General features: G+C 66.9%; 15 protein-coding genes and 2 tRNA genes. 12 read left to right on the forward strand and 5 right to left on the reverse strand.

What is annotated here, in order from left to right:
- The first annotated feature begins 78 nt into the window (after window positions 1-78).
- The 7 genes from gltX to M2428_RS02560 all read left to right on the forward strand — a co-directional run bounded on the left by gltX (window position 79) and on the right by M2428_RS02560 (window position 7844).
- A complete protein-coding gene (gltX, locus tag M2428_RS02530) occupies window positions 79-1614 on the forward strand; it encodes a glutamate--tRNA ligase (protein WP_277523349.1) in 1536 nt (511 codons plus the stop codon).
- Between the two features lie 61 nt (window positions 1615-1675).
- Window positions 1676-2419 carry an HAD family hydrolase gene (locus M2428_RS02535; protein WP_277523595.1) on the forward strand — a complete coding sequence of 248 codons (744 nt, stop codon included), beginning with the start codon at window positions 1676-1678 and terminating at the stop codon, window positions 2417-2419.
- Between the two features lie 89 nt (window positions 2420-2508).
- On the forward strand, window positions 2509-3660 hold the full coding sequence (locus M2428_RS02540; protein WP_277523351.1) for a sialate O-acetylesterase: 1152 nt from the start codon (window positions 2509-2511) through the stop codon (window positions 3658-3660).
- Between the two features lie 341 nt (window positions 3661-4001).
- Window positions 4002-4073, forward strand: a tRNA-Gln gene (locus tag M2428_RS02545).
- A 129-nt stretch (window positions 4074-4202) separates the two neighbouring features.
- Window positions 4203-4275, forward strand: a tRNA-Glu gene (locus M2428_RS02550).
- Window positions 4276-4413: 138 nt separating this feature from the next.
- Window positions 4414-6165: a dynamin family protein gene (locus M2428_RS02555; RefSeq protein ID WP_277523353.1), complete on the forward strand. Its 1752-nt coding sequence runs from the start codon at window positions 4414-4416 to the stop codon at window positions 6163-6165.
- Window positions 6162-7844 (forward strand): GTPase, encoded by a 1683-nt coding sequence (locus M2428_RS02560; RefSeq protein WP_277523356.1) that lies wholly within the window; start codon window positions 6162-6164, stop codon window positions 7842-7844. The genes M2428_RS02555 and M2428_RS02560 overlap by 4 nt, the downstream gene beginning before the upstream one ends.
- A gap of 56 nt (window positions 7845-7900) precedes the next feature.
- Here the strand turns inward: M2428_RS02560 and M2428_RS02565 are convergent, their stop codons facing one another.
- The 3 genes from M2428_RS02565 to M2428_RS02575 form a co-directional block, all read right to left on the reverse strand.
- A complete protein-coding gene (locus M2428_RS02565; protein WP_277523357.1) occupies window positions 7901-9337 on the reverse strand; it encodes a hypothetical protein in 1437 nt (478 codons plus the stop codon).
- Window positions 9338-9638: 301 nt separating this feature from the next.
- The gene (locus tag M2428_RS02570) at window positions 9639-10175 is read right to left on the reverse strand and encodes a DUF1697 domain-containing protein (protein ID WP_277523359.1); all 537 of its coding nucleotides are present in this window, start codon (window positions 10173-10175) and stop codon (window positions 9639-9641) included.
- A gap of 13 nt (window positions 10176-10188) precedes the next feature.
- Window positions 10189-10908, reverse strand: a complete 720-nt coding sequence (locus M2428_RS02575; protein ID WP_026266447.1) for an IclR family transcriptional regulator — start codon at window positions 10906-10908, stop codon at window positions 10189-10191.
- Window positions 10909-11038: 130 nt separating this feature from the next.
- Between M2428_RS02575 and leuC the strand changes: the two genes are divergently transcribed.
- Together leuC and leuD are read left to right on the forward strand one after the other, a co-directional pair.
- Window positions 11039-12493: a 3-isopropylmalate dehydratase large subunit gene (leuC, locus tag M2428_RS02580; RefSeq protein WP_277523367.1), complete on the forward strand. Its 1455-nt coding sequence runs from the start codon at window positions 11039-11041 to the stop codon at window positions 12491-12493.
- Window positions 12494-12572: 79 nt separating this feature from the next.
- Entirely contained in the window at window positions 12573-13178 is a 606-nt protein-coding gene (gene leuD / locus M2428_RS02585) for a 3-isopropylmalate dehydratase small subunit (protein WP_277523369.1), read from the forward strand.
- Window positions 13179-13451: 273 nt separating this feature from the next.
- On the opposite strand, the gene M2428_RS02590 is transcribed toward leuD, so the two are convergent.
- Together M2428_RS02590 and M2428_RS02595 are read right to left on the reverse strand one after the other, a co-directional pair.
- On the reverse strand, window positions 13452-15302 hold the full coding sequence (locus tag M2428_RS02590; RefSeq protein ID WP_277523371.1) for an HNH endonuclease signature motif containing protein: 1851 nt from the start codon (window positions 15300-15302) through the stop codon (window positions 13452-13454).
- Window positions 15303-15387: 85 nt separating this feature from the next.
- Window positions 15388-17322 carry a hypothetical protein gene (locus M2428_RS02595; protein ID WP_277523373.1) on the reverse strand — a complete coding sequence of 645 codons (1935 nt, stop codon included), beginning with the start codon at window positions 17320-17322 and terminating at the stop codon, window positions 15388-15390.
- A gap of 366 nt (window positions 17323-17688) precedes the next feature.
- Between M2428_RS02595 and murA the strand changes: the two genes are divergently transcribed.
- The 3 genes from murA to M2428_RS02610 are packed head-to-tail and all read left to right on the forward strand — an operon-like array spanning window position 17689 to window position 20880.
- Window positions 17689-19014, forward strand: coding sequence for a UDP-N-acetylglucosamine 1-carboxyvinyltransferase (gene murA / locus M2428_RS02600; protein WP_277523375.1), 1326 nt, complete (start codon window positions 17689-17691; stop codon window positions 19012-19014).
- A gap of 10 nt (window positions 19015-19024) precedes the next feature.
- Window positions 19025-19831 (forward strand): lysophospholipid acyltransferase family protein, encoded by an 807-nt coding sequence (locus M2428_RS02605; RefSeq protein ID WP_277523376.1) that lies wholly within the window; start codon window positions 19025-19027, stop codon window positions 19829-19831.
- Window positions 19828-20880, forward strand: coding sequence for an NAD(P)H-dependent glycerol-3-phosphate dehydrogenase (locus M2428_RS02610; protein WP_277523378.1), 1053 nt, complete (start codon window positions 19828-19830; stop codon window positions 20878-20880). The genes M2428_RS02605 and M2428_RS02610 overlap by 4 nt, the downstream gene beginning before the upstream one ends.

Here is a 20880-nt window from a genome sequence, read left to right on the forward strand (position 1 = left end):
CCACGGTGCGGCTGTCCTTTTGCGTAGCGGCATTCCGGGCAAGTGGCGATGGGAGAGATTGGTAATGTTGGTACCACTATGACTACTGCTTCCGCGTCCGACGCCGTTTCCAGCTCCGCCCTTGCTGCCTCCACCGGTGAAGTCACCGCTGACACCCCGGTCCGTGTCCGGTTCTGCCCCTCGCCCACGGGCACCCCGCACGTTGGCCTGATCCGCACCGCCCTGTTCAACTGGGCCCACGCCCGGCACACCAAGGGCACCTTTGTGTTCCGGATCGAGGACACGGACGCGGCCCGAGACTCGGAGGAAAGCTACCAGCAGCTGCTTGAAGCCCTCAAATGGCTCGGCATCACCTGGGAAGAAGGCGTGGAAGTCGGCGGCCCGCACGAGCCCTACCGCCAGTCGCAGCGGCTGGACCTGTACAAGGACGTCGTGGCCAAGCTGATCGACGCCGGCTACGCCTACGAGTGCTACTCTTCGCCGGACGAGGTCGAGGCCCGCCACCGGGCAGCCGGCCGCGACCCCAAGCTGGGATACGACAACTTCGACCGCGAGCTCTCCGAGGAACAGCTGGCCGCGTTCAAGGCCGAGGGCCGCCAGCCCGTGCTGCGCGTCCGCATGCCCGACGAGGACGTCACGTTCACGGACATGGTCCGCGGCGACATCACGTTCAAGGCCGGCAGCATCCCGGACTACGTCATTGTCCGCGCCGACGGATCTCCGCTCTACACCCTGGTCAACCCGGTGGACGACGCCCTGATGGGGATCACCCACGTGCTCCGCGGCGAGGACCTGCTCTCCTCCACGCCCCGCCAGGTGGTGCTGATCCGCGCCCTCATGGACATCGGCGTCGCCAGCTACATGCCCGTCTTCGGCCACCTGCCGTACGTCATGGGCGAGGGCAACAAGAAGCTCTCCAAGCGTGACCCCCAGTCCAACCTGTTCCTGCTCCGGGACCGCGGCTTCATCCCCGAAGGCCTGCTCAACTACCTGTCCCTGCTCGGCTGGAGCCTCTCCGCCGACGAGGACATCTTCACAGTCGATCAGCTGATCGAGCACTTCGACGTCAACGATGTGCTGGCCAACCCGGCCCGCTTCGACATCAAGAAGGCCGAGGCGATCAACGGCACCCATATCCGCATGCTCGGCGCTGAGGACTTCCGCGGCCGCCTGGTGCCCTACCTCCAGGCCGCCGGATTCGTGGGGGAGAGCCTCACGGCCCGCGAGGAGGAAATCCTGGCCGAGGCCGCCCCGCTGATCCAGGAGCGCATCTCGCTGCTTGGCGAGGCCCCCGAAATGCTCGCGTTCCTGTTCAAGGCCGATGACGCGATCGACGTCGCCGACGACGCCCGCAAGGGCCTGCCGGAGAACCTCACCGAGGTGCTCGACGCCGCCCTGTCCGCGCTGGAGCCCGTCGCTGACTGGACGGCCGAGAACATCCAGGTTGCCCTGAAGGAAGCCCTCGTGGAAGGCCTCGGCGTCAAGCCGCGCCTGGCCTTTGGCCCGGTCCGCACGGCCGTCTCGGGCCGGCGGATCTCACCGCCGCTGTTCGAATCCATGGTCATCCTGGGCAAGGACTCATCCCTGGCCCGCCTCCGCGCCTTCCGCAACTGACGTTCGGCTCATGGACACCGTGCGCGGACCCCGGAACACGACCGGCATCGAGCCGGACACCATGCCGGAGCCCGACGTGCCGGCACCCGATGTGCTGGCAGCGGGCCTGGGGGCCGGCGGTGTCCAAGGGATCCTGTTCGACATCGATGACACCCTGGTGGACCTCGAATTCGCCATGACGACGGCCCTCCGCGACGTCAGCGAGCACCTCCTGCCCGGCCTGGACGAGGCCGGGTGGGAGCGGTTCGGGCGGATCTTCACCCATGAGACCACCCACTTCTACGACCGCTACCTGGCCGGCGAGCTGACGTTCAATGAGCAGCGGCTGCTCCGCGGCCGGGCGGCGCTGGGGTACTTCGGCGTCGAACTTGCGGACGGCGAGCAGGCCCACCACTGGGTGAGTTCCTACGCCAGCCGCCAACACGGCTACATCCGCGCGTTCGACGACGTCGGACCGCTGCTGGACGCCCTGGACGCCGCCGGCATTCCCTACGGGGCCGTGAGCAACAACGTCCACGACTACCAGCGCGTGAAGCTGGACGCGGCCGGGCTGGAACGGATTGCCGTTCTGGTGGGCACCGATACCGTCGGCGTCGCAAAACCGGACCCGGCCATCTACCTCGAGGGGGTCAGGCGGATCGGTACCGGCCCCGGCCAAACCCTGTATGTCGGGGACAACCGGCTGCTCGACGCGGAAGGCTCGACGGCGGCCGGCCTCCTCGGTGTCTGGCTGAACCGCGGCGGGGAGCCGGCCCCTGGCTTCGTGGGCCGCGAGGTCGGCTCCCTGCTGGACCTGCTGGCGTAGCCGCGCCGGGGTCTTCCGTTCGCAGGCCAGATAATAGGGGCATGGGCGGCTCCGCCCAACAAACGGATGGGGATTTTGTGCATCAAGCTATGGCCAGGTACTACCGGGGGATCGTGGTTGGCCTGGCGGTCGTCGGCCTGATGCTGGCAGGCATAGCGCCCGCGCAAGCACACAAATCCGTCACTGTCCTTCACGTCTTCGTGGCGGCAGGGCAATCCAACATGTCCGGCCGCGGCCTACCCATTGGCGGCGCAGAGGACGCGACGGATCCCCGGATCTTCCAGTACGGCGCAAAGGTCCGCACAATGCGGGCAGCGACAGTTCCCCTGGACATGCACGATAAGGCAAGCGGGCTCTCGCCCGCTACAACCATGGCCCGCGAGTACTTGAAAACCCAGCCCGATAACGTCGGAGTGCTCATCATTCCCGCCGCGCACGGCTGGACCGGATTCGTCAGGGCCCCGTCCACGCCCACGTGGACTGTAGGTGCGGCAACGGCCCCTGAGCTCGACCTTCCCACCCTGGCGGTTAGGCAGACGCTCGAGGGGATCGCGGCCGCGCGGGCGGCCGGCTACGTCGTTGAGCTCAAAGGCATTCTCTGGCACCAGGGCGAACGTAACTCTTCGATGTCCACGGCCGGATACAGCGCGAAGCTGGATCAGCTGATTGCCTTCTTTCGGGCAGAGCTGGCGGCCCCGACGTTGCCTTTCGTGATCGGCCTGATGTCACCGGAAGGAATTGCAGCCACGCCGGGGCGGAACAACATCGACAGAAGCCAACGGGAAACTCCGGCGCGGGTGCCTTTCACGGGCATCGCGGGGTCCAGGGCCGGGGGTGTCTACACGGGCGATTCGACTCACTTCTCCAGGCGCGGCATCGAGTATCTGGGGCGATCCTATCTGGCCGGTTATTTGCGGGCCGTCCGTCCTGCGTCGATCCCGCTGAGCGGACCCGTACCGGCCATCCGGGGCACCGCTAGGGTCGGGGCAGTGCTCACGGTGGCGCCTGGCGTCTGGGGCCCTGGGCAGGTCACCCTGTCCTATCAGTGGTACCGCTCGCAGGTTGCCATCATTGGAGCCAACGGCCCTTCGTACGCCCCCGGCGCCGCTGCTCTGTGGCGATCGATTTCAGTGAAGGCCACCGGTTCCAAAGACGGCTTCGCGGCCGCCTCAAGGACATCGGCCGGCACAACCAAAGTCGCCCGCGGCCCCCTCAGCTCCCGCGGTTCGGGGAACAGGTGATTCCTCTCGACGTTCTCGCCGGCAGCGGCTCCGCCGCCGGCCACCCCAGTTGATGTGATGCAGCTAACACCGGAAACTGATCGGAAAGCTGCCCGCAGCGGAGTGGGGGAGGGGTGGTTACTCGTTGGTAACTTACCGAGCGTAAACTTGTTTCCGCAGGATTGGCAAGGGTTGGCTTGGGTTTTGCGACCGTTGAAGCGGCACTCGGCCTGCCCGGACAGCTCGATCCCGCCGTTCCACGCCCGATTTGTGGAAGTGAAAACTCTCGGGTAAAGTAATTACTCGTGCTGAGGCGCCGGGAGCGAGGGTTTAGGCCTAAACATCCGGACCGAAAGTGCCATTGGGATATGGTGTAATTGGCAACACTACGGTTTCTGGTACCGTCATTCTAGGTTCGAGTCCTGGTATCCCAGCTCTGAAAGTCCGCGGGTTTCCGCTGAAATTCGGAAGTTTTGAATCGGCTGGTCCGATTTGAAACGCTGGCCAAATGTATGAAACAATCATTTGGCTTGAATGGCAGAAGTGCTGTTCTGGAAGTACGCGGCCCCATCGTATAGCGGCCTAGTACGCTGCCCTCTCACGGCGGTAACGCGGGTTCGAATCCCGCTGGGGTCACAACGGAAACGGTCCCGGGCATCTGCCCGGGACCGTTTCGCTTTTCCCGGACGTGCGGCTCCCGTTGCGCATCGCTCATTGCTTCCCCGGCAGCGGTGCTCCCGCAGGAAGCACGTGCCGAACTGGCATGATGATGCTGTGAGCTCCCATGAAACCGCCCCCGAGGCCGCATCCGGCGTCGCGCTCCTTGAATCAGTGCGGCAGGACCTCGCGGCAATCCGGCTGCCGCTCGCTCTGCCCCGGGCGGACCACACGCGCCTGGAGCTCCGGAAGGCAGTGGCTCAGCTCGACGACTACATCCTTCCCCGGTACCGCAGCCTCGACGCGCCCCTGCTGGCCGTGGTGGGCGGTTCCACTGGGGCCGGGAAATCCACCCTGGTCAACGCGCTGGTAGGCCACCCCGTCACGCGCGCAGGCGCGATCCGCCCCACCACCCGCCAGCCCATCCTGCTGCACCATCCCGGGGACGCCGCCTGGTTTGAGGGCCAGCGGGTGTTGCCGGCCTTGGGGCGCATCCGCGGTACCTACTCCGGCAATCAGCCCCTGGCCCCCGCCGATTCCGTTCCGACCGCCGGCCCGGTGACCTCGCTCGTCCTTGTCGCTGAAGCGGCGGTGCCGCCCGGGATCGCCCTCGTGGACGCGCCGGACGTCGACTCCATCTCCGAGAACAACCGCCAGCTGGCCGGGCAGTTGCTCGCCGCCGCCGATCTCTGGGTGTTTGTCACCACCGCCAACCGCTACGCCGACGCCGTGCCCTGGCGCCTGCTCCTGGACGCGGCCTCACGCGACATCATGGTGGCCGTGGTGCTGGACCGGGTGCCGCCTGCGGCGGAGGCGGAAATCAGCGCGGATCTGCAGGCGATGCTCAACCGGGAAGGCCTGGGTGAGGCCCGGATGTTCGTGGTGCCGGAGCTGTCATTGGATGCCGCAGGGATGCTCCCCGCAGAGGCCGTCGAGCCGCTGCGCGTTTGGCTCGGCAAGCTGGCAGGGGACGCGGCTGGACGGGCAGAGATTGCCCGGCGCACCCTCAACGGCACCCTCGTCGCCCTCGCCCACCGCGTCGAAGCGGCGGAGCGGGCGCTGTCCGAACAGCAGCACGCAGCCGATGTTCTCGCAGCCGACGCCCGCAATGCCTATGACGACGCCGTGGCCAGGATCCTTGAGGCCACCCGCGACGGTGCGCTGCTGCGCGGCGAAGTGCTGGCGCGGTGGCAGGACTTTGTCGGGACAGGGGAGTTCTTCCGCGCCATGGAACAGAACATCGGACGCTTCCGGGACCGCGTGGGCGCGTTCTTCCGGGGCGAACCGGAGCCTGCGGTCAGGGTGGAAACCGCGATCGAGACAGGACTGCAGGCCGTCATCGTCGATCAAGCCGCCAAGGCCGCGGAGCACACCGACCAGCGCTGGCGTTCGGACCCCGCGGGCAGGCAGTTGCTGGGCACCGATGATCTCTCGGGTACATCCGAGGGCTTCTCGGACGCTGTGGCGGCCGAGATCCGCGCCTGGCAGGGAAGCCTGATGGAACTCATCCGCACTGAAGGCCAAGGCAAGCGCACCCAGGCCCGCTGGTTGTCCTTCGGCATCAACGGCCTCGGCGCCGCGCTGATGATTGTGGTGTTCTCCATGACCGCGGGCCTGACCGGGCTTGAGATCGGCGTCGCCGGCGGCACCGCCGTCGTGGGCCAGCGCCTGCTGGAGGCAGTGTTCGGGGAGGACGCCGTCCGCCGGCTCGCCCGGACCGCACGCGAAGACCTGCATCTGCGGTGCCAGCGCCTGCTGGCGGCGGAGTCCCAGCGGTTCCTGACCCGGCTCGACCTCGACGCCGGCGGACCGCCGGAGGCCCTCGCCCGGCACGCGGCGGCACTGCGCCGGCTGGCGGCCAGGGCATGAGCCGAGTTGGCGCCGCCCGCGAGACGTCCCGGCTCGATCGCAGGCTGGAAGCGCTCAACAGCGCCAGGGAGCTTGCGTCCGGAGCTCTCCCCCAGGAGGCTCTGGACTCGGTGCTGCAGGTGCTGGACCGCGCGGGTTCGCGGCGGTCGCTGTCCGGAGACCACACCGTGGTGGGGTTTTTTGGTGCCACCGGCAGCGGCAAGTCATCGCTCTTCAATGCCGTCAGCGGGGAGGAGATCGCGACGGCTGCCGTGCGCCGTCCGACCACCACCGAACCGCTGGCGGGCATCTGGGGCGTCCAGGGCAGCGATGCGCTGCTGGATTGGCTGGAGGTCCGGAAGCGCCACGCCGCGGGCCCGGTGCAAGGGTTCGCCGACGACGACACCGGGCTGATCCTGCTGGATCTGCCCGACTTTGACTCGACGAGGGCGGCTAACCGGGAGATCGTGCAGCGGATGGTGGGACTCGTGGACGTCCTCGTCTGGGTCCTCGATCCGCAGAAGTACGCCGACGCCGCCGTGCACAACGACTTCCTGGCCCCGCTGTCCTCGCACGGAGCCGTAACGATCGTTGTGCTCAACCAGATCGACAGGCTCCCGGAACACGAGGTGCGGCCCGTCCTGGAATCCCTCAAAGACATCCTGGCGCGCGACGGGCTGGACAAGATTCAGGTCCTCGCAGCTTCCGCGGTCCTTGGGACGGGGGTGGACAAGGTCCGGACCGTAATTCGCCAGGCAGCGGTGCAGCGGCAGGCGATGTCACAGCGACTCACGGCAGATGTCACGCAGGCCGCCGCCCGGCTGGCAGAGGCGTCAGGATTGTCCGCCGGCGGCACCAAGACGGCTGGTGGCAGGACGACAGCCGACACGAAGGCAGTCGGTGACGGGATGGCGGCCGGCGCGACGGCCGCATCCAGGACCCGGCTGGCCGGGGAATTGGCCGTGGCCGCCAACGTGCCGCTGGTGGTCGACGCCGTCGCGCGGTCCTACCGGCTGGAGGCCACCCGGCGCACGGGCTGGCCCGTCACCCGCTGGCTGGCCAGGTTCCGGCCGGATCCGCTGCGGCGACTGAATCTGCGCCGCGAGGGCGCCAATCCTGAGCTGAACCGGACCTCGCTTCCTCCCGCCGGGGCGCCGGAGCGGGCGCGGACCGATGCCGCCGTCCGGGAATTCGCTGAGGCGGCGTCAGCTGGTGCCCCCGGGCCGTGGCGGGCGGCCATCCGCAGCGCTGCCCGTGAAGGAAGCGACCGGCTGCCGGACGCTGTGGACCAGGCGATTGCCTCCACGGACCTGTCCGCGGGCAGGAAGTCCTGGTGGTGGGGCCTGTTCAATACGGTTCAGTGGCTCGCCCTGGTGACGGCGCTGGCCGGGTTCGCGTGGCTCGGAGTCCTGGCTGCTCTGGCCTACCTGCAGCTGCCGGTGCCCGAGGTCCCGCGGGTCCAGGGCTGGCCGGTTCCGACCGTGATGATCGCCGGGGGAGTGCTGCTGGGCATCGTCCTGGCAATTGCGGCGCGGTTCATTGTCGGTGCCGCGGCGTCGTCACGGAGTGCGGTGGCCAGGAAGCGGCTGAAGGCCGCCGTCGCCGACGTCGCGGAGCGACTCGTGGTGGCGCCCGTGGAACGTGAGGTCAGCCGCCTGGCGAAGTTCACTGCAGCGCTGAAGGCCGCTGCGGGGCGCTAGTGTGCCGCCGGTGCGGGGCCGGCAGGCTACCGGCCGCGCTAAGGCCCGGCTGCGGGTCAGAGCGTGACCCAGGCGCCGGATCGCGCCAGCAGACAGTTTCCGGTGGCCGTATCCGTCCAGGTTGAACCGTTCTTGAACACAACCGTCGTGTTTTTCTTTCCGATGATGTCGGCGTAGAACTGCTGGGACGAGGCCGACGCCGAGACCGTATTGACTACGGAATCCTCGAAGCGGAGGGCTACACGGTTGAATCCCGTCCAGGATCCCTCCACGGCGTATTCACCTTTGCCGGAGTAGAACCCGCCGGCTTTGGCGTCCGTGATGGTGACCGTAGCGTCGATCTCGAGGTTGTTGAAGTTGTTTGCGGCCCCGCCGGGCTGCCCGTTAGCGAGGTAGATTGCCCACCCTGTCGTCTGGTCGATGATTGCGCCGTTGATCTTCACATGGGAGACGTGCCCCAGCTCGGAATCGATGAAGATGCCGTAGTTGTTGGCTTTCCGAATGTCCGGATCTGTGATCTGCATGTGTGTCACGCCGCCGATGCGGATACCGGAGTGCCCCGAACTTGCTTTGTTCCGGTTGCGGACGATGGGACTGACGATCTTGACATAGTTGGCCATTTGGATCAGGAACCCGCACGTGTTCCGGTTCACGAGGCCACAGTCCTCCGCAAGGCAGTTCAGGATGAACAAGTTCTCGTTGTAGACGCCCACGGCGCGAAGGCTGCCGAGAACCTTGAACCCGGTGCCTGTGCAGTTGACGGCGGAGCAGTTGTTGATCCAAAGATTTCTGATCTGTGCCGGGCCGGAGGCGCGGAAACCGTGCTCGCCGGCGTCGTGCACGGCGACGTTGTCAATGCGTATGTCCTCTGACGGTTTATTCGCTTCTAGGAGGACGCCGTTGTGTCCGGGCGTGTAGGTCGAGTTCGGGGAAGCACCCCGGATCCAGCCGCCGTTGAGGCGAAGGTGCGATACGTCGCGAAAATGCGCACCGCAGACGTATGTGTGGATTTCGAGCCAGTTGATCGTCAGGTTCGGAACGGTCTCGGCGAACAGGGCATAGTCGAAGTTCTTGATCCGGGCCCGGTCAATGGTGATGTAGCTGGAGCCGTTGATGTTCAGCCCATTGTCCCGGATGTTGCCGTTGCCTTGCCCGGGGACGGTCGATTCGACGTCCACGACGTCGATCCGGACGTTTGTTGCGTCCTGGATGGACAGGCCGGAGCCGCTGGCGCCGCCCAGTGTGGTGATGTAGATGCCGCCGGTGACGGTCGTATGTGAGCCGATCCTGATTTGTGGGCTGCGGCCCGTCCGGGCACTCGCACGGAACTTCGCACCGTTGGTGTGCAGGCGAAGCCCCGCGGGAAGGACCAGTGCGGCGCCGAGGACCATGGTGTAGGTGGCCGGGATGACCAGCGGGTAGCCGAGCGCGACCGCCGCGTTCGCTGCCGCCAGCACTGCAGCCCGGTCATCCGTGGTTCCGTTGCCGGTCACGCCATAATCTCGGGCGTTAATGAAAAGTTCGCCTTTGCCGACGGGGGGATCCAGCGCCGTGGCGGCTTGACCCCGGACGGCCTGATCACTCTGAGTGGCGGCAGCTAGTCCGAGACCACCGGAAATAATGGCTGTTCTACGTGTTACGGACATGACGATCGGCCCTTCATCCGGCCAACAGCGCTTCCCCGACCATCGTGGACCAATGAGCCTTGGAAAACCCTATGATCGTGCGCCTTCAAAATATTGTGGCCCGACATAGTTTGTGTCGCTACGGACGTTGTCGACGGCGGCGAGTCAGTCAGACGCTCGCTGCGGCGTCCCGGACCTTGATCATGGTGCGGAGGTTGCGGGTGGTGGTGGCAGCCTTGTACTTCGCCTTCGAGGAGATCTTGCTGAAAGGGCTGTCCAGGGTTCCGCCGGCGGGGGCGAGCCAGGCCAGGGCTTCAGGGCCCAGCCGGGTGAGCTCGGCCCCGTCCAGGGCGCTGCCTGCCTCGAACAGTTCCGAGAGTGCTGCTTCATCAGAGGCGAGCGTCAGATACGTGTGGGTGGACGCGTCGTCGGCCGGATAGGGGCAGGCCTCAACCAGGGCTGCCACGCGGGCCGCCGTCAGCACCACCACCCAGGCGTCGTAGCCGAAGGTTTCCCTCAGACACGCCTCGAACTCCTGCTTGACGCCGGCCGGATCCAGCTCGCTTGCCAGCACCACGTTGCCGCTGGCCAGCAGGGTCACCACACCCGAAAACGGCCGCGACTTCAGTGCGCTCTTGAGATCGGCCATCTTGATATTGATGCCGCCCACGTTGATGCCCCGCAGGAACACCGCATAGCTGTTCATGGGCAAAGCATACTTAGTCGTTGGTCTTGCGGAGCGCCTCGGTCAAGACACGCCCGGCGTTGCAGACCACTTCGGCGTGCAGCCGCCCCGGCTGGCGGGTCAGACGCTCGATCGGGCCGGAAATGGACACGGCGGCAATCACCCGGCCGGACGGCCCGCGGACCGGTGCCGAAACGGAGGCGACCCCCGGCTCGCGTTCGCCGAGGCTCTGGCCCCAGCCCCGGCGTCGTACTCCGGCCAAGACAGTGGGGGTGAAGCGGGCGGACTGGAGGCCTTCCAGGAGACGGTCGTGGTCCTCCCACGCCAGCAGCACCTGGGCCGCGGAGCCGGCCTTCATCGACAGCTGGGTGCCAACGGGAATCGTGTCGCGCAGGCCGATGGGACGTTCGGCGGAGGCCACGCAGACGCGCCAGTCGCCCTGGCGGCGGAAGATCTGGGCGCTCTCGCCGGTGGCGTCGCGCAGCTGCATGAGCACGGGGCCGGCGGAGGCGATGAGGCGGTCCTCGCCGGCGGCCGAGGCCAGTTCCACCAGGCGGCTTCCGAGCACGAAGCGGCCCTGGATGTCGCGGCTCACCAGCCTGTGGTGCACCAGGGCCAGAGCCAGCCGGTGCACGGTGGGCCGGGCCAGCCCCGTGGCCGCCACCAGCTGCGCCAGCGTGGTGGGGCCAGCCTCAAGTGCGTCAAGCACATGGGCCGCTTTATCGATGACACCGACTCCACTAGAATTGTCCATGTAATGATATTGACGTCTCATTATCTGAGATGCAAGTCAACGCGCTGGCGTATTACTTGGCTGTGCTGGTTCAGTGGAAGCAACAGTCCATCGGAACGCACATTACTTACCGCAGTGAAGGGAGCAGGCCGTGGCAAAGACACTGGCCGAGAAAGTCTGGGACGCGCACGTAGTGCGCAAGGGGGACGGCGAAGGAGCCAACGCCCAGCCGGACCTCCTTTTCATCGACCTCCATCTGGTGCACGAGGTGACGTCGCCGCAGGCGTTTGAAGGCCTGCGCCTCGCCGGCCGCAAGCTGCGCCGGCCGGACCTCACCATCGCCACCGAGGACCACAACACTCCCACGCTGGACATCGACAAGCCAATTGCCGATCTCACCAGCCGCACCCAGATCCAGACCCTGCGCAACAACTGCCAGGAGTTTGGCGTCCGCCTGCACTCCCTTGGCGATGCCGAGCAGGGAATCGTGCACGTGGTGGGCCCGCAGCTGGGCCTCACGCAGCCCGGTATGACCGTGGTCTGCGGCGACTCCCACACGTCAACGCACGGCGCCTTCGGAGCGCTCGCCATGGGCATCGGCACCTCCGAGGTGGAGCACGTCATGGCCACCCAGACGCTGTCCCTGAAGCCGTTCAAGACCATGGCCATCAACGTTGAGGGCACGCTGCGCTCCGGCGTGAGCGCCAAGGACATCATCCTGGCCGTTATTGCCAAGATCGGCACCGGCGGCGGGCAGGGCTACGTGCTGGAGTACCGGGGCTCCGCCATCCGTGCCCTGTCCATGGAAGCCCGGATGACCATCTGCAACATGTCCATCGAAGCCGGCGCGCGCGCCGGGCTGGTGGCTCCGGACCAGACCACGTACGACTACATGTACGGCCGCCCGCATGCGCCCCAGGGCGCCGACTGGGATGCCGCCGTCGAATACTGGAACACGCTGAGCACCGACGACGGCGCGGCGTTCGACGTCGAGGTGGACCTCGACGCCGACACCCTGGAGCCGTTCGTGACGTGGGGAACCAACCCGGGCCAGGGCGTGTCGCTGTCTGCGAAGGTGCCGTCGCCGGATGACTTCGGCGATGAAAACGCCAAGGCCGCCGCCGAACGCGCCCTGCAGTATATGGGGCTCGAGGCCGGCACGCCGATGAAGGACATCCGGGTGGATACGGTGTTCCTGGGCTCCTGCACCAACTCACGGATGGAGGACCTCAGAGCCGCCGCCGACGTCATCCGGGGCCGGACCAAGGACCCGGCTGTGCGCATGCTGGTGGTGCCCGGCTCCGCCCGCGTTCGGCTCGAGGCTGAGGCCGAGGGTCTGGACAAGGTCTTCAAGGACTTCGGGGCCGAGTGGCGCTTTGCCGGCTGCTCCATGTGCCTGGGCATGAACCCGGACCAGCTGGAAGTGGGGGAGCGCTGCGCCTCAACGTCCAACCGTAACTTCGAGGGGCGCCAAGGCAAGGGCGGCCGCACCCACCTTGTCTCGCCGGTGGTCGCGGCGGCCACGGCGGTCCGCGGCACGTTGAGCTCGCCGTCGGATCTGGACCCCGCTCCGGAGTCGGCAGCGGTCCGAGTCGACGCCGCGTAGTTTCTGCCCGCGTAGTCTCCGCCCGGATTCAAGCCCCGATCCACACAGCCCCGATCCATACAGTCCCGAAGGATCCGCCATGGAAAAGTTCACCATCCACACCGGCATCGGTGTCCCGCTGCGCCAGAGCAACGTCGACACGGACCAGATCATCCCCGCCGTGTACCTCAAGCGCATCACCCGCACCGGCTTTGAGGACGCGCTCTTCGCCGCGTGGCGCAAAGACCCGTCCTTCATCCTGAACCAGGCACCGTTCAGCGCAGGATCGGTCCTGGTGGCTGGCCCCGACTTCGGCACCGGCTCGTCCCGCGAGCACGCCGTCTGGGCCTTGAAGGACTACGGCTTCAAGACCGTCCTGTCCTCGCGCTTTGCCGACATCTTCCGGGGCAACTCCGGCAAGCAGGGCCTGCTCGCCGCCGAGCTCGCCCAGGACGACATCGAGCTCATCTGGAAAGAGCTCGAGAACGCCCCTGGCACCGAAGTTACGGTGGATCTCGTGTCCAAAACCGTGCAGTGCGGCAATATTGTGGCGCCCTTCGAGATTGACGACTACACCCGGTGGCGCCTCCTGGAAGGCCTGGACGACATCGGGCTGACCCTCAAGCACGAATCAGACATCACCGCGTACGAGGCCACCCGGCCTTCCTTCAAGCCCAAGACGCTGCCTGCCCGGTTGTCATCCTGAGGCTCCAGAGCTGAGGCGCTAGGATCTGAGTCCCGGGCCCGAGGCTCCGGACCCGGGGCTCGAGACCCCAGGCTCGAGCCCCGGGGCAAGAGCTCAGGGCCCCCGGGCAACACGTCCCGCGGGTAGCCATCTGGCCTCAGGCGATCTCTAGTGCTGAAGTGCCGCCGTCGAGTTGTAGGACTCGACGGCGGCACTTTTGTCGTCGCCTCTTGGTTGTAGGCCATGCTGGTCCGGCCATCCAACGTCACGCTCCAACGTCCCGAGTCACTGGTCCTATGCCACCGCAACTGGAAGACGCTTTCCGATCCTGAGGGCCTTCGCCCGGTGCCGGAGCTGGCGTCGGTGCCGGGACCCCGGCGCATCCGTTCCGTACGCACGTGGGTCAAGAGGCGTTGTTGCAGAAAGCGGATCCCCCGTGGGCAAATCGCCCCAGGAAGCTGGTCCTGACAACGGCGCTCCAGGCAGCGGTGGCGCGGTGGAGTGGTAGGTGTGGCCGGTGGGGGTGGAGAGTTCGAGGGTGTGCCGCTGTCCGCGTGTGGATCTGGTTTCGTCCCTTGGTGCGGGGTCTGCCTCGAGGGCAGTCACGGGGCGGGCCGTCCAGCCGGGGGTTTCCTTGGTGTGGTTGCAGGCTTCGCAGAGCCCGGCGCCATTGGCCTGGGTGGTAGGCCCGCCGTGGTGCCAGGGGATGATGTGGTCCAGGTGCCGGATGGGGGCATCACAGTAGGGGGTGCGGCAGGTGTCGTCCCTGGTCTGGATGAAGCGGCGGAGCCCGTGCGGAAAGATCCGGGCCCGGGAGTCCATCGCGACGAGTTCGCCGGTGCCCGGGTGGGTGTAGAGCCGGCGGAGCCACACGGAGAAGGCGTTCTCGTCGGCACCGGCGGAGGCATCGGACGCGTCACCGGGTCTCTTGGGGCTGCCGGGTCCCGGGGATCCGCCGGCTGCACCGCCGGAGCTCGTGCCCGGGGCGGGGCCGCCACCGGCGCCAGGTCCTATGTCGTCGGTTGTCTCGTCATCGCCGCCGGGTCTGATGGGGTTGCCGGGTCCCGGGGATCCGCCGGCTGTGCCGCCAGGTCCAGGCGGACCGGCTGTTGACTGGGCGGATTCCTGTGAGCCACGTTGTCCGGGTGAACCGACGCCGACGGCGTTGTATTTAGCCTTGGTGCGGTTGATGAGGGCGCGGGCCCAGCCGGCGGGGACGGTGCCGTAGCCGGGGATCCGGGCCGGCTCGGAGTCGGCCTGGAACAGGGTGCGGTCGGTCATGACGACCTGGATCTCGACCCCGGTGATCCCGCCCGGGGTGCCGGTGCAGCGCTCGACGAGGGTGTCGGCCATGGCCTGGCCGCGGCCCCTGGGGTCCCCGGCGGCCCGGAGGGTGTCGGCGTGCCGGGCCAGGGCGGTGTAGATGCCGACGCCGGCGGTGACCGGGAGCAGGGCGGTGAGGTAGCACATGGTGTCCGGGGCCGGGCGGAGGCTGACATGCCGCTCACTGGCGGCGTGCGCGGCGCGGTCGGTGACGGTGCGCGGGTCCAGCCGGTACGCGGCGGCCCGGGCGGTGGCCACCAGCCGCCGGTCCCCGGCCCCCGCGAGGGCCCCGGTGTCGGGCGCGAGGTCCGCGTCGACGGCGGCCCGGTCCGCGGCGGTCAGGCAGGCTGTTTCGCGCACCAGCAGGGTGGCGCGCCATTCGTTCAGCTGCCCGGACTCGAGCGCGGCGAGGGTGTGCGGCATTCCGGTGACCAGCGCTTTCGCGAGGCCCAGGAGCCGGCCGCCCTTGGCGGGGGATTCGTGCCGGGCCAGGGCGAGTTGCGCGCCGACCCCGGCACCGAGCTGCTCCGCGGGGATCCCGGCGTCGGCCTGTTCGCGGCGCTGGAGAAGGTCGAACGCCACGGCCAGCCGGGCCTGCTCCGCGGACGCGGCGCACTTCTCGTTTTCCAGTTCCCGGATCCGATCGATGATCGCGGCACTGACCGCGGCCGGTGGGAGGGTGGCCAGCTGGGCGGCGGCTGCAGTGACTGACCCGCCGCGGTGGTCAGTGGCCGGCCCGGCGGCCGCACCGCGCCCGGCGCGACGGAGCCCAGCGTCGCTGTCTCCTGCCGGAACCACTTCGGGCCCCTGATTGCCGTCCATGAATCAAGTTTCGTCGCGACCTACGACAATATAGGGGGCCGTCTGGTCTGGTCCGCGCGCCAGGCGTTTAGCGAATACTCCGCCGCTAGCGGCTGACGGCGGCGGTGGGGGCGGAGGTCTTGGAAGTGGTGGTGAATCCGGCCTTCTTGCCTGTTACGCGGACCGTGACGGTCTTTGCTATGTCGGTGGCCGTGAGCTTGTAGCTGGGCAAGTTGGCCCCGGTGATGGCGACGCCGGAGCGGTACCACTGGTAGGTCAGTGCCACCGGGGCCGGCGACCAGGTCCCCGGGACGGCCGTGATGGTGCTGCCGACCTTGGTTGTGCCCGACAAAGTGGGCGTGGCCGTCTTCAATGTGCCCGCGGTGACGGCGATCGTGGGGGCGGAGGTCTTGGAGGTGGTGGTGAATCCGGCCTGCTTGCCGGTTACGCGGACCGTGATGGACTTTCCGATGTCGCTGGCCGTGAGCTTGTAGCTCGGCAAGTTGGTCCCGGTGATGGCGACGCCGGAGCGGTACCACTGGTAGGTGAGTGCCACCGGGACCGGCGACCAGGTTCCCGACGTGGCCGTGAGGGTGCTGCCGACCTTGGCTGTGCCCGACAAAGTGGGTGTGGTCGCCTTCAATGTGCCAGCCGTGACGGCGATCGTGGGGGCGGAGGTCTTGGAAGTGGTGGTAAATCCGGCCTTCTTGCCTTTTACGCGGACCGTGATGGTCTTTCCGATGTCGGTGGCCGTGAGCTTGTAGCTGGGCAAGCTGGCCCCGGTGATGGCGACGCCGGAGCGGTACCACTGGTAGGCGAGTGCCACCGGGGCCGGCAGCCAGGTTCCCGGGACGGCCGTGAGGGTGCTGCCGACCTTGGCGGTGCCCGACACAGTGGGCGTGGGTGTTGCTTTGAGACCAGGCAGGGTTGCCGTCACGTTGAGCGTGGCGAGGGTTTGGAAGCCTGTTGAGGTGTTGCCGAGGGTGTCGTCGAGGGGGAAGAGGGTGACGTTCCAGGTTCCGGTGGCGGAGCCTTGGGGGATCGTCATGGTGCGTTCCCAAGTGCCGTCGCGGGTAGTGCCGGAGACCAGGGTCATCTCGCCGAAGCCCTGGCTCTGTCCGGTGGTGTCGTGGCCCAGGGTCACCACAGGTTCGTCGGCGCCGGTCCGGTCGGTCAAACGCACAGTGACTTTGACGGTGGCCGGTCCCGTGGCGATGTTCAGTGACTTAGGCGTGACGGCGGAGCTGACCATCACGGGCCCTGTCACATCGGACGGAGTGCCGGTCACGTTCAGGGTGCCGAGGGTTTGGAAGCCTGTTGAGGTGTTGCCGAGGGTGTCGTCGAGGGGGAAGAGGGTGACGTTCCAGGTTCCGGTGGCGGAGCCTTGGGGGATCGTCATGGTGCGTTCCCAAGTGCCGTCGCGGGTAGTGCCGGAGACCAGGGTCATCTCGCCGAAGCCCTGGCTCTGCCCGGTGGCGTCGTGGCCCAGGGTCACCACAGGTTCGTCGGCGCCGGTCCGGTCGGTCAAACGCACAGTGACTTTGACGGTGGCCGGTCCCGTGGCGATGTTCAGTGACTTGGGCGTGACCGTGGAGCTGACCATCACGGGCCCGGTCACATCGGACGGAGTGCCGGTCACATTGAGAGTGGCGAGGGTTTGGAAGCCTGTTGAAGTGTTGCCGAGGGTGTCGTCGAGCGGGAAGAGGGTGACTCTCCACGTTCCGGTGGCGGAGCCTTGGGGGATCGTCATGGTGCGTTCCCAAGTGCCGTCGCGGGTAGTGCCGGAGACCAGGGTCATCTCACCGAAGCCCTGGCTCTGCCCGCTGGCGTCGTGGCCCAGGGTCACCACAGGTTCGTCGGCCCCGGTCTGGTCGGTCAAACGCACAGTAACTTTGACACTGGCCGGTCCCGTGGCGATGTTCAGCGACTTGGGCGTGACGGCGGAGCTGACCATGACAGGCCCTGTCATATCCGAGGCAGCGCTGGCGACAGGCGCCGTGACAAGCGAAAGAATTGTGAAGATCGCCAGGCAAAAGGTCATGACGGCAGTTCTTGATTTGATGTTGGTGATCACCAACGGCCCCCCAAGGCTCGTGCGGCCGTTGGCCGCAGTGAATGGGTCCGCGAGCGGCGGACCTCGTGATTGTAGCGGGCGCCACCCACAGCGGAGGAACCGGCACGCCTCCCGCGTCTTTCCGCCACGCCGGGACAATGAGCCGGAGACGATGAGATGTGTAGCGACACCGGCAACTCGGAGGCTCCTAGTCCGCGTTGCCGTATCAATGCAGGCAGGGCAATGTGAGGCTTATCGAAGCGCTCCGTATTTCAGATCGGTAACGGATGCTCCTATGCTTAGCTGGAGCCTTTGTAAGGATTTGGGGGCGAGTAGTCGTGAGGAAACCGGTATATGAGTAGTGTTCTGACAATCCGCGGAGGCGTCCCGCTAACTGGCCGCGTCACCGTTCGCGGGGCCAAGAATCTTGTCCCCAAGGCCATGGTCGCTGCCCTTCTGGGCAACGAGCCATCGGTGTTGCGCAACGTGCCTGAAATTAAGGACGTTGAGGTTGTCACGAGCCTGCTTCAGCTCCACGGCGTCAGGGTTGACAAGGACCCTGTGACCGGCGATCTGACGCTTGACCCGAAGGACGCCAAGACCGCCTCCAGCACGGCCATCGATGCCCACGCCGGCGATTCGCGCATCCCGATTCTGCTGTGCGGGCCACTGATCCACGCCATCGGCGAGGCCTTCATCCCTGATCTGGGCGGCTGCAAGATCGGCGACCGTCCGATCGACTACCACCTCAATGTCCTGCGCCAGTTCGGTGCGGTCGTGGAAAAGCGCCCCGGCGGCATCCACATCTCCGCGCCCAACGGGCTCAAGGGCGCCAAGATTGTGCTGCCCTACCCGTCCGTCGGCGCCACCGAGCAGGTCCTGCTGAGCGCCACCCGCGCCGAGGGCATCACCGAGCTCTCCGGCGCGGCCACCGAGCCGGAAATCGTGGACCTCATCGCGGTGCTGCAGAAGATGGGCGCGATCATCAGCGTCCAGACTGACCGCACCATCCGGATCGAAGGCGTCCGGGACCTGGGCGGGTACAACCACCGGGCCCTTTCGGACCGCAACGAGTCGGCCTCCTGGGCGTCCGCGGCCTTGGTCACCCGTGGCGACATCTTTGTCGAAGGCGCCACGCAGCGGGACATGATGACCTTCCTGAACACTTACCGCAAGGTGGGCGGCGGGATGGACATCGGCGACGACGGTATCCGCTTCTACCACCGTGGCGGCAAGCTCAACCCTTTGGTTCTTGAAACTGACGTGCATCCCGGCTTCATGACGGACTGGCAGCAGCCCCTCATCGTCGCCCTGACCCAGGCCGAGGGCGTCTCGATCGTCCACGAGACCGTGTACGAGAACCGGTTCGGCTTCACGGATGCACTAATCCGCATGGGCGCCAATATCCAGGTCCACCGCGAGTGCCTCGGCAGCGTGCCGTGCCGCTTTGGGCAGCGCAACTTCCTGCACTCCGCCGTAATCTCCGGACCTACGCAGCTCACGGGCACTGACATCGACGTCCCGGACTTGCGCGGCGGATTCAGCCATCTCATCGCCGCGCTGGCCGCCAACGGCACCTCCCGCGTCACGGGAATCGACATCATCAACCGCGGTTACGAGCGCTTCAGCGAGAAGCTCGCGGGCCTCGGCGCCGATTTCGACATCACATCAGCCAAGTAGCGGGGACCAGTTGAAGGAATCGGCCAAGAGCCACGCCACGTTCGTGGCGGTCGCCGGGATCGTCCGGCCCGTGATGAACCTGCTGATGAACAAGAAGTGGGATGGCCTCGAGAAGCTGCCTGCCGGGGGTTTCATCGCCGCACCCAACCACTGCACGGAGATCGATCCGCTGGTGGTGGGGCACATGCTCTTTAACCAGAAACGGATGCCGCACTTCCTCGCCAAAGCCGGTCTCTTCAAGGTGCCCGTGCTGGGCGCTGTCCTGCGGTCCACCAAGCAGATCCCGGTGGAACGCTCGACGGCGGGGGCGAACCGTTCGCTGCAGCTCGCCAAGGAGATCGTGAACGAGGGCGGGGCGATCATCATCTACCCTGAGGGAACCCTGACCAGAGACCCGGCACTGTGGCCGATGAGGGGGCACACCGGTGCCGCGCGCATGGCGCTGGAGAGCGGCATTCCCGTGGTGCCCATGGCCCATTGGGGTGCCCAAGAGGTCTTCCCCCGGTATGCGAAGCGTTTCTACATCTTCCCCCGCAAGACGTCCCGCCTGGTGGTTGGGGATCCCGTGGACCTGAGCGCCTTTGCAGGCCGCCCGCTGGATAAAGCGACGCTCGCCGCAGCCACGAATGTCATCATGGACGCCATTACCGGCCTCCTGGCGGGACTGCGCGGCGAACAGCCGCCCGCGCAGCGGTGGGATCCGGCGGCGCACAACCAGTCCACGCAGGGTCGCTTCGTCGAGCGGGGCAGCAACGAAGGCAGTGCTATCCAAGAGGGTGGCGCATCAAACGAGAACACTGGGGACAGCACCGGATGACGGTTAACTTTGAACGAGAAACATCGGCCAGCACCGTGGCCGTCCTGGGGGCAGGCTCCTGGGGTACCACTTTCGCCAAGGTGGTCGCAGACGCGGCTACGGCCTCCGGCGTCGAACGAAGCATTCGCCTCTGGGGCCGGCGTCCGGAAATTGTGGACCAGATCAACACCCAGCACCGCAATGAGCAGTACCTGAAGGGCATCACGCTGCCGTCCAGCATCACCGCGTCCAAGGAGGTCTCCGAGGTCTTGGCGGGCGCGGAGCTGGTCATCCTGGCGGTTCCGGCACAGACACTGCGGCCGCAACTGCAAGCCTGGAAGGAGCATCTGGCGCCCGGCGCCGTCGTGGTGTCCCTCATGAAGGGCCTCGAGCTCCACACCGATGCCCGCATGAGCGAGGTCATCTGCACGGAGCTGGACCTGCCGGCGGACCGCGTCGCCGTGGTATCCGGGCCCAACTTGGCCATGGAGATCGCCCGGGAAGAACCGACCGCGTCCGTCGTGGCCTGCACGGATCCGGTCACGGCAGGATGGATCGCCCGCAGCTGTACGGCGCCCTATTTCCGCCCGTACACCACAACGGATGTGATCGGCGTCGAAATCGGCGGGATCGTCAAGAACGTCATCGCCCTGGCCGTGGGAATTTGCGAGGGCAAGAAGATGGGGGACAACACCAAGGCCTCCGTCATCACACGCGGCCTGGCGGAGACCTCCCGGCTGACCCTCGCCCTGGGCGGCGAGGCCCGGACCATGGCCGGGCTGGCCGGTCTGGGTGACCTCGTGGCCACCTGTTCCTCTCCGCTGTCCCGGAACCACACGGCCGGCAGGCTGCTCGGCAAGGGCCTGACCCTCGAAGAAGTCACGGCCGAAATGAAGCAGACGGCTGAAGGCATCAAATCCAGCCAGGCGGTCCACGAACTTGCCGGAAAACTCGGCGTCGACATGCCCATCACTGCGGCCGTCGTCGCAGTCCTGGCCGGAAAACTGTCCGTCGACGAACTGGGTCCGCTGCTGCTGTCCCGGGACCTGAAACCCGAAGGCGATCACTGA

The organism is Arthrobacter sp. ES3-54 (genome assembly GCF_029504395.1).
Taxonomy (GTDB): Bacteria; Actinomycetota; Actinomycetes; order Actinomycetales; family Micrococcaceae; genus Arthrobacter.

What these genes read in the sequence shown, in the direction of transcription:
- gltX (WP_277523349.1), top strand. Translation starts at nt 79, where the DNA reads ATGACTACTGCTTCCGCGTCCGACGCCGTTTCCAGCTCCGCCCTTGCT.
- M2428_RS02535 (WP_277523595.1), top strand. Translation starts at nt 1,676, where the DNA reads ATGCCGGAGCCCGACGTGCCGGCACCCGATGTGCTGGCAGCGGGCCTG.
- M2428_RS02540 (WP_277523351.1), top strand. Translation starts at nt 2,509, where the DNA reads ATGGCCAGGTACTACCGGGGGATCGTGGTTGGCCTGGCGGTCGTCGGC.
- M2428_RS02560 (WP_277523356.1), top strand. Translation starts at nt 6,162, where the DNA reads ATGAGCCGAGTTGGCGCCGCCCGCGAGACGTCCCGGCTCGATCGCAGG.
- M2428_RS02570 (WP_277523359.1), bottom strand. Translation starts at nt 10,175, where the DNA reads ATGAACAGCTATGCGGTGTTCCTGCGGGGCATCAACGTGGGCGGCATC.
- M2428_RS02575 (WP_026266447.1), bottom strand. Translation starts at nt 10,908, where the DNA reads ATGGACAATTCTAGTGGAGTCGGTGTCATCGATAAAGCGGCCCATGTG.
- leuD (WP_277523369.1), top strand. Translation starts at nt 12,573, where the DNA reads ATGGAAAAGTTCACCATCCACACCGGCATCGGTGTCCCGCTGCGCCAG.
- M2428_RS02590 (WP_277523371.1), bottom strand. Translation starts at nt 15,302, where the DNA reads ATGGACGGCAATCAGGGGCCCGAAGTGGTTCCGGCAGGAGACAGCGAC.
- M2428_RS02595 (WP_277523373.1), bottom strand. Translation starts at nt 17,322, where the DNA reads ATGACCTTTTGCCTGGCGATCTTCACAATTCTTTCGCTTGTCACGGCG.
- murA (WP_277523375.1), top strand. Translation starts at nt 17,689, where the DNA reads ATGAGTAGTGTTCTGACAATCCGCGGAGGCGTCCCGCTAACTGGCCGC.
- M2428_RS02610 (WP_277523378.1), top strand. Translation starts at nt 19,828, where the DNA reads ATGACGGTTAACTTTGAACGAGAAACATCGGCCAGCACCGTGGCCGTC.